At 46.5% G+C, this 13,587-nt stretch carries 8 protein-coding genes; 5 read left to right on the plus strand and 3 right to left on the minus strand.

What is annotated here, in order from left to right; all coding sequences use genetic code 11:
* Window positions 1-111 precede the first annotated feature (111 nt).
* Window positions 112-678: a type IV pilin-like G/H family protein gene (locus H6F63_RS26275; RefSeq protein WP_190640233.1), complete on the minus strand. Its 567-nt coding sequence runs from the start codon at window positions 676-678 to the stop codon at window positions 112-114.
* Between the two features lie 123 nt (window positions 679-801).
* Window positions 802-2,124 carry a class I SAM-dependent methyltransferase gene (locus H6F63_RS26280; RefSeq protein ID WP_190640234.1) on the minus strand — a complete coding sequence of 441 codons (1,323 nt, stop codon included), beginning with the start codon at window positions 2,122-2,124 and terminating at the stop codon, window positions 802-804.
* On the opposite strand from H6F63_RS26280, the gene H6F63_RS30710 reads away from it, so the two are divergent.
* The 5 genes from H6F63_RS30710 (at window position 2,109) to H6F63_RS26300 (ending at window position 6,530) form a co-directional block, all read left to right on the plus strand.
* A complete protein-coding gene (locus H6F63_RS30710; RefSeq protein ID WP_277876497.1) occupies window positions 2,109-2,240 on the plus strand; it encodes a hypothetical protein in 132 nt (43 codons plus the stop codon). The genes H6F63_RS26280 and H6F63_RS30710 overlap by 16 nt on opposite strands.
* Before the next feature lie 86 nt (window positions 2,241-2,326).
* Window positions 2,327-3,709, plus strand: a complete 1,383-nt coding sequence (gene trxB, locus H6F63_RS26285) for a thioredoxin-disulfide reductase (RefSeq protein WP_190640283.1) — start codon at window positions 2,327-2,329, stop codon at window positions 3,707-3,709.
* 198 nt (window positions 3,710-3,907) lie between these two features.
* Entirely contained in the window at window positions 3,908-4,804 is an 897-nt protein-coding gene (locus tag H6F63_RS26290) for an ABC transporter permease (RefSeq protein WP_190422198.1), read from the plus strand.
* Between the two features lie 125 nt (window positions 4,805-4,929).
* Entirely contained in the window at window positions 4,930-5,412 is a 483-nt protein-coding gene (locus tag H6F63_RS26295) for a hypothetical protein (RefSeq protein ID WP_190640287.1), read from the plus strand.
* Window positions 5,413-5,474: 62 nt separating this feature from the next.
* Window positions 5,475-6,530: an ADP-ribosylglycohydrolase family protein gene (locus H6F63_RS26300; RefSeq protein ID WP_190640236.1), complete on the plus strand. Its 1,056-nt coding sequence runs from the start codon at window positions 5,475-5,477 to the stop codon at window positions 6,528-6,530.
* 244 nt (window positions 6,531-6,774) lie between these two features.
* Here H6F63_RS26300 and H6F63_RS26305 read toward each other — a convergent pair whose 3' ends face one another.
* On the minus strand, window positions 6,775-13,383 hold the full coding sequence (locus tag H6F63_RS26305; RefSeq protein WP_190640238.1) for a hypothetical protein: 6,609 nt from the start codon (window positions 13,381-13,383) through the stop codon (window positions 6,775-6,777).
* Window positions 13,384-13,587: the final 204 nt, after the last annotated feature.

Consider the following 13,587-nt stretch of genomic DNA (forward strand, 5'->3'; position numbering starts at 1 on the left):
ACAAAGTGGGTAGAATATACTACCCACTCTAGCAAAAGCTATAATCAAGCCTTTTTAATTAAGCCTTACTAACACCAGTAAAGCGCCAGCAGAGCGAGACTTTCTTCTCTACTACTTAATGGCGTCGTAACCGGCAGGGCAGGTTTGTCCGCCAGCAGCTGGAGGAGCTACAAGTTGCTGGCCATTCACACCGCCGGTTACAAGAGCCTTCTGACCTTCGCACAATAGGGCCAGCGTGGTTGCCTCACTTGTAGCTTGCACTGTTCCTACCCCTACGCCACCAATGTATGCTTTGATTGGAGCCGCTGCTAATACCTGCTGTGCCTGGTTGGTGACATTGGAGATACCAGTGCCCGGAGCAGTTGCAGGCTGAATCACGTATTTATAGTTAGTCGTCTGGGTTGCGACGCCAAGACCCAGCTTACCGAAGCCATCATTAGCCGCAAAAGTATTTTTCTCTAAATAGTAAGCTTGCTGTGACCGATTCATTGAGCCGACATATGTCTTAGCTTCAGACTGCTTAGCTTTGTTGGCTTGGTTAAGGAAGGATGGGAGGGCAATGGCAGCTAAGATACCAATGATGATGATAACGACGAGAAGTTCAATCAGAGTGAAACCTTCGTCTTGCTTTTTCTGATTTAGGTGTTGCAGGAACTTAGCTTTTAGTTCGGTCTTCATGAAAGGTTTCTCCTTGAGGTGCGGGATGCTGTAACTTCTATCTGTTGGATTTAACTTACCCACTTCCGCTCACTTTCATATCACCCTGTGAAAAAAAAATTTTAGGGATACATCCCAGCAACCTTAGGCGCAGCACTCCAGCAGCACGTAACCAAGGCTCTCCAGCCGAGTCAGTAGCTGTTTGACTATCTCAAAAGCCTCTCCCTCATCTGTAGGCTCTAAAGTTACAGGATGAACAGGTCTGACTTGCTTCCAGCGCTTCACCAGAGACATCATCGACTGAGACTCGTCCAACAATGGTAGCAGGCACACTGCACTTGAGCTGTCTATATTGACAAACCCCTCATGAATGGGAAGATGCTGGCTAATTTCAAACATTCTTAGCTCAGAAATACAAGCTACAAGGTCTTCTCTTAATTTCGGGGTTCTCAGTTGAGGATGCAGAGACACCTGCGCTTCTTGCCAGTGACAGGTCGTCCACTCAGAAATTGGTACAAAAGGCTTGGCTTGGTTTATATGACCGCACCAGAGGTCAATCAGACGATGGACAGGATGTAAAAGTTCAAACAGATGCAGTTGCTCTTCCACAGAAGTTTCGGGGAGAGCTAGTGCCAGAAATGCAGGTAAATCGTCAGGATTATTAAACAAATCCATTAAGTCCCATCGTCGCCACTGCACCATGCTGATGAACTCTAAATCAGCAGCTCTCAAAGCCGAGAACATTTGAGGTATAGTAGAACCTTTATCACCTAGAAGTAAGTGATTTGCTAGAATCCGCTCGTCTTCTATTTCATAATTAGGATTCCAGGTCTGCAACTTGAGAAGAACTTGATCTTTCATAGCCCCCATAGTTTCTCGAACAAAACCGATTTCCATCTCTTGGGGGTTCTCATCCATAAAACCCATCATTTTAAAAACTTCTTGAGCGCGAAAGAAAATGCTCCTCTGTAGTGAACTATGCAGGTTAGTACGAATGATTCCTTCTGGTTTTAAAACGGCTTTCATTGCCTGCAATCCTAAAACTGCATCAGGTAGGAGATAAAGGACTTCATCATTGTTAATGTAGTCAAACTCTATGCCTAAAGTTGGCAAATCCTCTATCAAGAGGGTATAGAATTCGGCATTCTCAAATCCGTGGTGTTGCAAGCGTTGACGCGATAGTTTTACAGACTCCTCTGATAAATCAATTCCTACAATTTTTGCGCCAGGATTAGCTTCAGCTAGAATTAAGGATTTGTAGCCGCTGCCACAACCTGCATCTAAAATCACTTTACCTTTAGTGTCTATAACCTTTTGGTTTCTTAAATAGTAAGGGGTTACTAGGTTATGAATATAAAGCAAATTAGGGTCAGACTTTGGTGATTTATCTAGTGGAACTCTAGGATAAGGAGAAGTTTCAAATTGCTGACGGATTTTTTCTAGTAAATCTGATGTTTGGTCGTTCATTGGAAATTTATCCTGATGCTGAGTTTTTGCCTGTCTTGGAAGTGGGTCAAAATATAGTTGATGTCAGCGTTGCTATTCAAGTGTTCCCACTTTTAGGGCAGAAATATACTAAATGAGCAAAAGTTTCTGGCGATCCCTTCCCCTTACCCCCAGAACCGCTATAATCAAATAAAACGTAGTCGTTATGAGTTTATATAACTTTATGAGCAACCCAACAGTAGAGAACTTAGTGATTATCGGCTCTGGCCCTGCGGGGTATACTGCTGCTATCTATGCGGCGCGGGCGAATCTGAAACCTGTTGTGTTTGAAGGCTTTCAAGCTGGGGGACTACCTGGCGGACAGCTGATGACAACGACGGAGGTGGAGAACTTTCCGGGGTTTCCGGAGGGGATTACGGGGCCGCAGTTGATGGATCGGATGAAGGCTCAGGCTGAGCGTTGGGGGGCTGAATTATACACTGAGGATGCGATCGCGGTGGATTTGAGTCAACGTCCTTTTACTGTGCGTTCTGAGGAACGAGAAGTTAGGACTCATAGTATTGTAATTGCTACTGGGGCAACGGCGAAACGGCTGGGATTGCCTAGCGAACATGAGTTTTGGAGTCGCGGGATCTCGGCTTGTGCTATCTGTGATGGTGCGACACCGATTTTCCACGGTGCGGAACTGGCTGTGATTGGGGGTGGCGACTCGGCGGCGGAAGAATCGGTTTACTTGACTAAGTATGGATCTCGCGTTCATATGTTGGTACGCACAGAGAAGATGCGGGCAAGTAAGGCGATGCAGGATCGGGTTTTGAATAACCCCAAGATTACGGTTCACTGGAATTCTCAGCCTGTGGATGTTGTCGGTGAAAGCGATCGCATGATGGGTGTCAAACTCCAGAATACTCAGACTGGGGAAGAGAGCGTTTTACCTGTTAAGGGTTTATTCTACGCGATTGGACATAAGCCGAACACATCTTTATTTCAGGGACAGTTGGAACTGGATGAGGTTGGTTACGTTGTGACGAAACCAGGTTTTGTGGAAACCAGCGTTGAGGGCGTTTTTGCTGCTGGCGATGTTCAGGATCATGAGTTTCGTCAGGCGATTACTGCTGCTGGTACTGGCTGTATGGCGGCGATGTTGGCGGAACGGTGGCTTTCTGTTAATGGTTTGATTCAGGAGTCCCGTCAGCAGATCCACACGTCTGAAGAGCCAGATACACCAGCAGATGCGCCTGGGGATAAAGTAGCTGAAATTAACCCAGAGGAAGCGTTTAACCTGCAAGCGACGCGACATGAGGGTGGTTATGCGCTGCGGAAGTTGTATCATAATAGCGATCGCCTGTTGATGGTGAAATACGTTTCTCCCAACTGCGGCCCTTGTCACACTCTGAAGCCGATTTTAAATAAGGTGGTGGATGAGTTCGATGGCAAAATTCACTTTGTGGAGATTGACATCGCGGAAGATAGGGAAATTGCCGAGAATGCTGGTGTTACCGGAACGCCCACGGTGCAATTCTTCAAAAATAAGGAATTAGTGGGCGAAATGAAGGGAGTGAAGCAAAAGAGCCAGTTTCGTCAAATGATTGAACAATATATGTAGCCTGACGACTCAAGTCGCGGCTACACAAACTTAGCCCGCGAAGGCGGGCTAATAACATTTTTCGAGTGTCAAACAAATTCTGTTCTTTCCTTTTTTAGCTCTATGGGCGGGAGCAAATAGTTAGCATTGTAGGGCAAATTGGTATAACTTCTTTTGTGTAGCCTCAGGGCGTTGATGTGCCAAGTTGAACAGAAGCCTATGACCCTTACCAAACTTCCATTTTTGCGTTTATCTGGTCGCCCCAGTCTGTCTATGCAGATGATGTGGGTGGGGCTGGTTATTACGCTGATTTTCGTGGTGACAGCTATTTTTGCTCCCGCGTTTCAGGCTTGGGGATGGCTGCAAAATCCGCTGGAGTCTTTGGCTAACCCAATTCACGAACCGCCCTCGTTACGTCATTGGTTTGGTACGAGTCGCCAAGGCTACGATGTTTTTTCGCGCACACTGTTTGGGAGCCAAGCAGCGTTGCAAGTAGTGATTTTGGCAACACTCTTGAGTGTTGTCATTGGGGTGCCACTGGGCTTAGTCAGTGGTTATTTGGGCGGCAGACCAGATCGGGTGCTGCTCTTTTTCATGGATACAATTTATACTTTGCCGGGGCTGTTACTGTCAGTGACGCTGGCATTTGTGGTGGGGCGGGGGGTTTTCAATGCAGCGATCGCGCTTAGCATATCTTACATTCCCCAATATTATCGCGTTGTCCGCAACCACACCGCCAGCGTGAAAAATGAACTGTTCATCGAAGCTGCACAAGCAATGGGAGCAGACACCTGGACGGTTCTCTCTCGCTACCTGTTTCTCAACGTGATTCAGAGCGTACCAGTGTTGTTCACCCTGAATGCTGCTGATGCAATTTTGATTTTAGGTAGTTTGGGATTTCTCGGATTGGGACTTGCCGATCAGGTTCCAGAATGGGGCTACGATCTACGTCAGGCTCTGGATGCTCTACCTACGGGCATTTGGTGGACAACTTTGTTCCCTGGTTTGGCGATGACGCTGATGGTGGTAGGCTTGTCTCTACTAGGAGAAGGATTGAGCGAGTTTGTCAATCCCCGATTGCGGAGAGAAAATTGGAACCAAAAATCCCCTGAGTAGAGTCAAATATTTTAGTGGTCATTAGTTATTCGTAACGGATTGCTAACCACTGACCACTAACAGTCATTCGCAACGGATCGCTGACCGCTGACCACTCAACTCTGACAATACAACTTTTGTGAGTTATGAAAGATAATATTTCCTTAATTGCCGCCGCTGCTGGTGGTTTTATGATTTCCATCGCCGTTGCTGGAATACTGAGGGCTGCTCCTGTACAATCCTTGCGGGCGCAACCCAGTTCTAGTTCAACTCAAGTAACTCAGTTGCAGCTCAAAACTGTGAGTCCTGAGGCACCAGTTAAAGATACCTTTAATAAAAAGGTTTCTTCGGATGCCATGCGCGTTATCCCTAACAGAGTGTTAAATAATGCTTTGGAAGACAAAACAATTTTTGGGACGGGAAATCCTGATTGGGCAGTTCAATATTTGGGGTTTATTAACTGGCTTAGCTCGGTTGAGGGTACGTTAAAGCAACAAGATTATCAGTTGAAAAAGCTGGATTATAAATTAGCTAAGAAGGATTATGAAGACAATGAAATTACTAAAGAGGTGTTAGCTAAGAAAGCAGCCAAATATCGGCAAGCTAAAGAGGAATTTCAAAGGGTTTGAATTTTTTTTGCAATTTACAATTAGGTTTTTTCATGGGTTAACCTTAGAGCAGTGAAGTAACCTTGGAAAAAACAGATTCTGCGATTGGTTGTTTACTTGGAACAGCGATTGGAGATGCTATCGGGCTGCCTTTTGAAGGCTTGTCAAAGTGCAGGCAACGCAGAATCTATGGTGAAAACGGACACAAATTTCTATTTGGTAGGGGGATGGTGTCCGACGACACAGAGCATACCTGCATGGTCGCCCAAGCCATAATAGTTTCAGCTGGGGATACTGAGATATTTACGAACCAGCTGGCAATGCGATCGCGTTTTTGGTTACTTGGTTTGCCAGCTGGTATCGGATACGCCACTTTAAGAGCAATCTTAAAGTTATGGTTAGGATTTCCCAGTAGTCGTAGTGGTGTATTCTCCGCAGGAAATGGCCCTGCTATGAGAAGCGCAATTATTGGCGTTTGTTATGGAAATAATAGTCAAAAATTACGCGAATTAGTTAGGGCATCTACTCGGCTTACACATACCGATCCAAAAGCAGAATATGGGGCATTAGCTGTTGCGATCGCAGCTTATATCTCTAGTTCCCAAGAGGCTGTTTCTCCTCAGAGCTATTATCAAACTCTTCAAGAAGTTTTGGGAGAAGAGGCGAAGGAATTTCTGGAACTAATCAAAAAAGCTGTGGAAAGTGCAGCGCAAGAGCAAACAACGGAATCATTTGCAGAGCAGTTGGGACTAAAATCAGGTGTCAGCGGATATGTTTATCACACAGTTGCAGTTGCGATTCATGCCTGGTTTAAGTATCCAAAAGATTATCAAGTTGGGGTTAGAGAAATCATCCGTTGTGGCGGCGATACAGACACAACAGCAGCAATTTTAGGTGGGATCATCGGCGCAGGTGTAGGGAAAACAGGCATTCCTCAACAGTGGCTCGATGGTTTGTGGGAATCGCCGAGAAGTGTAAAGTGGATGGAGAAGCTTGGCAGGAGATTGGCTGATGTATCTTCTAGAGGTGATGGACAAAAAGCATTGCCACTGCCAGTTATGATACTTTTTTTGCGGAACCTCTTCTTTCTGCTGGTAGTGATTTTGCATGGATTCCGCCGATTATTACCGCCCTATTGAGTCCATACTTTTTAGATAAGGCTTGATAGCCTTAATAGTAGGATTGTTTGATTGTTGGGATTTCTGAGTAGGTAGGCGAAGATGATCGGAAAAATGAACCGCATCAGCCGAAGGCGAAGCGAAGCGTTAGACGCAAAGGACACGTTGGCGTAGCCTGCGCTTAGGAAAGACAAGGAAGGGAGAAGCAGCCCAAGTCGATGAAACAGCCCTGCCTTAATTAGGGGCGAGGGCTGTTGGCGTGCTATTACTGACAACGGGGCAGATTTTGGGCTTCTGGAATCTGTTGTTCTAGGCTTCCATCCATACACAAGACGGGAGTGTTATCCGGCTGATTTTCTACCGATACAGGAGGTGGTGTTTCGCCTTGTAAATCGGCGGAAAAGTCTGAGGTGGGCAGGGGATCAATGTTTTTGATGCCGCCTGTACCTGTCGCTGTACCCGTTGGTATATCTACCGTGACTGGGGTGGTGTAGGCGGTGTAGTCGAGGTCATCAAACCCGGCACCGCCATCAATGATGCCAGAGATTTGTACGGCATCGCTAAATTTGAAGGTATCAGTCAGCTTACCACCAGTCAGGTTTTGGAAGTTGGAGAAGGTGACACCGTTAACTTCTCCACTGTTGTTGCTGGTGAGGTTCCAGACGTTTTTGGTGTCCGTGGCGACTAGGGTGTTCTCGGTATTAGTACCGCCAACTGTGCCTTCAATGTTGCTGATGGTGCCGCCGACGCCTGTGGCTTTACGTGCGCCCATATCTACCGTGATTTTCGCGCTGTGGGTAGAGTAATCTAGGGTATCGGTGCCAGCGTTACCGTCGATGTTGTTGGCGATGGTTGCGCCGTCTTTTACCTTGAAGGTGTCAGTTTGAGCACCACCTGTAAGATTTTGGATGTTAGTGAAAGAATTACCATCATTAACATCGCCTGAGTTAGGGTCTTCCAGGTTCCAGTTATTGACGGTGTTGGCACCAACTAAGGTATTGTTGCCACCACCTCCATCAATCTTGGCAACACTGCCATCAGTGCCAAGATTGAAGGTGTCGGTATCATTGCCGCCTGTCACATTTTCAAAATTGGAGAAATTGAAGCCGTTCGCATCGCCTGAGTTGGTGCCTGTGATGTTCCAGTCGTTGACGGTGTTGGTAGCGATAATGGTGTCGTTGTCAGCAGCGCTACCGATGCCATTTTCGACGTTGACTAAATTCTCTAAAGTCAGAGTGACGGCACTGGTGCTGGCAGAGTAATCTATGGTGTCGTTACCTGCACTGCCATCAATAATCGTGCCAGTAATGTTGGCGCGATCGCTAACTATGAAGTTATCGGTATCGCTGCCGCCTGTGAGTTTTTGGAAGCCATTGAAGGTGATGTCGCTGATATTGCCGGAATTAGTATCAGTGATATTCCAGCTATTGACGGTATTTGCACCAATCAGGTTGTTATCGCCAGAAGTTCCACCAATCAGGTTTTCAATACTGAGGATGGTGCCGCCAACGCCTGTGGCTGTTATTTGATTATTAATCCCTAGCGTCACCTCTAATGGACTGCTGTAGGCGGAGTAGTCGAGGGTGTCCTTTTTGTTAACGCCATCAATGTTGCCACTTATGTAAGCGCCTGAGTTGAATTTGAAAGTGTCATTGCTGTTGCCACCTGTGAGGTTTTGGATATTGGTGTAAGCGTTGGCATCATTAACGTTTCCGGTGTTGTTACCTGTAATATTCCAGGTGTTGACTTTGTTGGCACCAATAATGGTGTTGTTGCCAGCATTACCGTCAATGCTGGATACATTGCCTCTATTGCCGAGGGTGAAGTTGTCGGTATCAGTGCCGCCGGTGAGGTTCTCAAAATCTGAGAATTTGAAGCCGTTCACATCGCCTGAGTTGGTGCCAGTGATGTTCCAGTTGTTGGCATTGTTAGTGGCGATAATTGTGTCGCTGGCAGCACTACCAATGGCATTTTCGATGTTGACTAGATTTGCCAGAGTTAAAGTGGCAGGACTGGTGTTGGCGGAGTAATCTATGGTGTCGTCGCCTGCACTGCCATCAATGATGCCAGCAATGTTTACGTCGTTGTTGACCTTAAAGGTGTCAACATTGCTGCCGCCGATGACAGTTTGGATATTGCTGTAAGTGTTGGCACCATTGAGGTTTCCGGTGCTGTTACCCGTGATGTTCCAGATGTTGTTGATATTGGCACCAATAATGGTGTTATTGCCAGCCGTGCCGTCAATAGTAACAACGCTGCCTTGAGGACTGAGGGTGAAGTTGTCGGTATCAGTGCCACCTGTGAGGTTCTCAAAATCTGAGAATTTGAAGCCGTTCACATCGCCTGAGTTGGTGCCAGTAATGTTCCAGTTGTTGGCGGTGTTAGTGGCGATAATTGTGTCGCTGGCAGCACTACCAATGGCATTCTCGATGTTGACTAGATTTGCCAGAGTTAAAGTGGCAGGACTGGTGTTGGCGGAGTAATCTATGGTGTCGTCGCCTGCACTGCCATCAATGATGCCAGCAATGTTTACGTCGTTGTTGACCTTAAAGGTGTCGGTTTCACTGCCGCCGATGACAGTTTGGATATTGCTGTAAGTGTTGGCATCATTGAGGTTTCCGGTGTTGTTACCTGTGATGTTCCAGGTGTTGTTGATATTGGCACCAATAATGGTGTTGTTGCCAGCCGTGCCGTCAATAGTAACAACGCTGCCTTGAGGACTGAGGGTGAAGTTGTCGGTATCAGTGCCACCTTTGAGATTTTGGAAGCCACGGAAGTTGACACTACCGATATTGCCTGAGTTGGTGTCTGTGATATTCCAGTTGTTGGCGGTGTTGGCACCAATTACAGTGTTGTTACTTGTAGTACCGCCAATTAGGGTTTCAATGTTGAAGACAGTGCCGCCAATGCCTGTGGCAGTAACTTGGTTTCCAGTTCCCAATCTCACGGTGACGGGACTACTATAAGCGGAGTAGTCAAGGGCATCGCTGCCGTTCAATCCGTTGATGTTGCCGCTGAAGAAACCACCATTATTTATCTTAAAGGTGTCGGTTTCGTTGCCGCCTGTGAGGGTTTGGATGTTGGCGTAAGTGTTGGCACCATTGAGGTTTCCGGTGTTGTTACCCGTGATGTTCCAGGTGTTGTTGATATTGGCACCAATAATGGTGTTGTTGCCAGCATTACCGTTAATATTGACAACGCTGCCACCAGTACCAAGGTTGAAGTTATCGGTGTTACTGCCGCCTGTGAGATTTTGGAAACCACGGAAGTTAACACTACCGATATTGCCTGAGTTGGTGTCTGTGATATTCCAGTTATTGACGGTGTTGGCACCAATCAAGTTGTTATTTTGAGTAGCGCCGCCAATCAGGGTTTCAATGTTAATAACAGTGCCGCCAATGCCTGTGGCGGTGACTTGGTTTCCAGTTCCCAATCTCACGGTGACGGGACTACTATAAGCAGAGTAGTCAAGGGTATCGATGGCGTTTAATCCGTTGATGTTGCCACTGATGGAACCACCGTTGTTTACCTTAAAGGTGTCGTCGAGGTTTCCGCCTGTAAGGTTCTCAATATTAGCGAAGCTGAAGCCGTTGGGGTAATTAAGGTTGCCAGCATTGGTGCCTGTGATGTTCCAGGTGTTGCTTCTGTTGGCAGCAACTAGGTTGGAACCTCCGACAACATTTACCGAGCCGTTAAAGGTGGCAGTGCTGTCTACGGTGATGGTGCCTGTACCATTTACCAGTCCGATGTTGATGTTGCTACCATCTTTCAAGGCGGCTAAATCGATATTATTCAGATTTAAGCTGGCATCGTTGCCGATTCCCCCGATGGTGATGTTTAGACTTGGTGTTAATGGTTGTAGAGCGATCGCGTTGTTGCTGCTGACAGAATTTGCTCCGCCACGCAGATTAATTTCATCAGCGGTGAGAGTAATACCTGCGGGAGATGCGATAGTGCTGTTAACGTTGACAGTTTTGGCAAGTAGAGTAATTGAAGCATCGCCTGTACCTACGATCGCACCTGTTGAGGTGATGGTGCTATTTCCTACTGGTGATTGAATCCTTACTGGATCGCTAAAGCTGTGGGAATTGATAGCGATCGCGCCCCTACCATTATCTCGTCCAATAATAATTTGAGAAAACCCGTTTTGCAGCCTGTTTAATTTATCTGTGTCTAGATTTAAACGGGCATCGGCGGTAACATCACCGACAGTTATTCCCAAAGTGGGAGTAAGCGGCTGTAACTGGACAACGCCCTTGCCCCTGATTTGGCTAGTCTCGTCGAATTGGATTTCATCAGATGTCAGTGTGATTTTACTACCTGTTCCAGGCTGGTTAATAAAAGAGTTGGTCTTCACGCCAATCCCTTCTAAACCATTGGCAGCAGTACCCGTCAAACTAATATTCCCTGTTCCGGTTGATTCCACCCGGCTAAAGGTACTAATTCTAACACCTTGATTTTCCTGAACTCCAGTCGCCGTACTTTGTCCAGTAATGGTGATATTTCCTTTCCCGGTTGAACGCACGGCGGTGTTGTTGAAAACAGAAACACCTATATTGTTGCTTCCAGTCCCATTGACAATACCTGTAAGGCTAATATTGCCATCCACCGACCTGATACTGGTGTTAGCAACGTTTATCCCGTTATTATCGTCTCCTCCAGTACCGCTAGTGCCTATTAAGGTAATACTCCCGGTTCCCGTTGCTTCCACCAAGCCACCGTCGATCAATGCAATGCCGTCATTATTGTTATTAATCCCGGTATTGGAGCCTGTGCCTCTGAATGTAATATTCCCTCTCCCGGTGGAACGCACCGCGCTGTTGTCGAGAATATAAATTCCCTGGTTGCTTTCTCCAGTTCCTTGACCAGTGCCAGTTAGGTTGATATTTCCATTAACTGAACTTACGCTGGAGCTTTCATCAAGCCATATCCCTCGATTGTCATCAATCCCAGCACCGCCAGTACCTATTAGGGTAATATTCCCCGCCCCTGTCGCTTCAAGTACGCTGCCTTTTTCCAGAAAGATGCCGATGTTGTCGCTACCACCAGGGCTTGCGGTACCAGTAATTGAAATGTTACCCGAACCAGAATTGATGGTTGATGCGAATATAGGCACAGAACCGATGGCACTGCCCCCGAACGTCCCAGGAGCAATCGTAACGTTGCCGCCGTTGGTCAAAATTTTCGAGCCAGTGTTCATAAAAAACTGGGCATTTCCTACGTCTCGCTGGGCTGGGCTGGCGTTTTCGTCATTAATCTTGGCGATAAAGTTGCCGCCCTTGAGGTCAATAACTCGATTGAAGTTGAGAATAATTGAACGCCCAGCTTGCAAGGTTAGACCTTTGCCTGGTGTTGTGGCGGTAATATTATCGTTAATGGTGATGTCATTATTTGCCTGCAAGGTGACATCGTTCAAATCAATCGCTGCCGAAAGGTTGGCTCCGCTGATAGTTGCTGTGCTATCTGGGATTGAGGCAAATAATTGTCCGGCGACTGGATCGGTGCCGTTGGCTTGAATCAGAATATTTTTGGGGTCGAGTAGCAGTGTTCCCTTCTCACCAACGGTTGCTGTAGTATCGACAATTCCAGCAAATTCTAGGTTGTTCTTGCCGGAGACTTCGACAAAGCCGCCATTGCCAGAATTTTTACCGCCACGGGCGCTGATGTTACCTAAAAACCGAGTCGTCTCATTTGCCCACACGATGACACGACCAGCGTTACCATTTTGCGATGCTGAAGCATCAATCGCTGAGTCACTGCTGACAAATGTGCTGGAGGCATTTATGGCGCTTCCCTTGCCTTGATAATCTCCGCCAATCAGCACTGTACCGCCGCCAGTTGTGCCAGTGGCGTTGATATTGGCACCTATTAGCCCTACTTTGTCACCTAGCACCTGGACTGTGCCGCCAGTTGCTCCTGATACATTTAGGGAGCCAGAAGCGATCGCTAATGGTTTATGTGCGCCTTCGTCAATTGGTACTCTGGTTCCTGAAGCTGTCAGTACCAATTGGTTACTACTATCAACTGTCACTCCTGTCGCTGCACTGCCACCATCTCCCGTCAGCAACTGAGGCAGGGAAGCGGAATTAATCCCACTTGGACCAAGCGCTGAAGGGTCAATCTCTAAACTCAACAGATGTCCAGGTTGGGAAATTTTCACATTACTCGATCCAGGCACGCCGGCAATGGTGATATTTCCTCCTGGTGCTGTCAGCGCCCCGGTACTAATTACATTACCGCCAACTAAAGCCAGATTCTGCCCTGAACTAACTGTTAGATTCCCAACGTTAACGATGCTTCCAGGGACGCTAACATTAAAGGCAAAATCCCTCGGTGTTCCTACTAACTCAGAATAATTACTTGCTCCAGTGGCATTTAACCAATTGTTATTACCAAAACCAATGCCTGTGGCGGTAGTAGCAGTGAAAGATGCGGGAACATTTAATTGAGCATTTGCGCCAAATATTATCCCGGTGGGATTAACTAAATAAAGATTAGAATTACCGCCACTTACCTGTATTAGCCCATTAATAATTGAGCGATCGCCTCCTGTTACTCGCCCCAAAATATTGCTGATACTGGGATTTGATAAAAAGTTAGCAATTTGTTCAGCTTGCACACCAAACTGACTGAAACTGTGAAATAGATTCTTGCCATCCCTGGAGAATGTACCGCCTGTAATATCGATGCGCGAACCTTCTGGAGTTACAACCGTTCCTGTACCATCCGGTGCAGGTGTGATATTCTGAGCTTTTGCTTGATTTGACCAAAAACCAAAGATTAACAGCAAAAGTAAGTAATTTTTCCCTTTTCTGCTGTTTTTTGAGAACAAGCTAGATAGAAATAAGCTGAGGCAAATTCTTGCTGGCAGCATAACACCCTCTTTTAAAATAAGTGCTTATTGTATGAATTTTTTGGGAAATATTCATAGTCCTTACCGGAAAAAACTGCCCATAAATTAAATAATTCTCCAAAGCTTCATACAAATTCCCCCTTACTTCATCCTTACTTTACAATTGAGACAAAAAATACCCGTATTAACACCTGGAGTGGGGGACTCAGAAACTTTAAAATTGGT

The organism is Trichocoleus sp. FACHB-40 (assembly GCF_014695915.1).
Taxonomy (GTDB): domain Bacteria; phylum Cyanobacteriota; class Cyanobacteriia; order Cyanobacteriales; family FACHB-T130; genus Funiculus; species Funiculus sociatus.

Excerpts from the sequence above, each read along its gene's own strand:
- H6F63_RS26275 (WP_190640233.1), bottom strand. The coding sequence starts at position 678 with ATGAAGACCGAACTAAAAGCTAAGTTCCTGCAACACCTAAATCAGAAA.
- H6F63_RS26295 (WP_190640287.1), top strand. The coding sequence starts at position 4,930 with ATGAAAGATAATATTTCCTTAATTGCCGCCGCTGCTGGTGGTTTTATG.
- H6F63_RS26280 (WP_190640234.1), bottom strand. The coding sequence starts at position 2,124 with ATGAACGACCAAACATCAGATTTACTAGAAAAAATCCGTCAGCAATTT.
- trxB (WP_190640283.1), top strand. The coding sequence starts at position 2,327 with ATGAGCAACCCAACAGTAGAGAACTTAGTGATTATCGGCTCTGGCCCT.
- H6F63_RS30710 (WP_277876497.1), top strand. The coding sequence starts at position 2,109 with ATGTTTGGTCGTTCATTGGAAATTTATCCTGATGCTGAGTTTTTGCCT.
- H6F63_RS26290 (WP_190422198.1), top strand. The coding sequence starts at position 3,908 with ATGACCCTTACCAAACTTCCATTTTTGCGTTTATCTGGTCGCCCCAGT.
- H6F63_RS26305 (WP_190640238.1), bottom strand. The coding sequence starts at position 13,383 with ATGCTGCCAGCAAGAATTTGCCTCAGCTTATTTCTATCTAGCTTGTTC.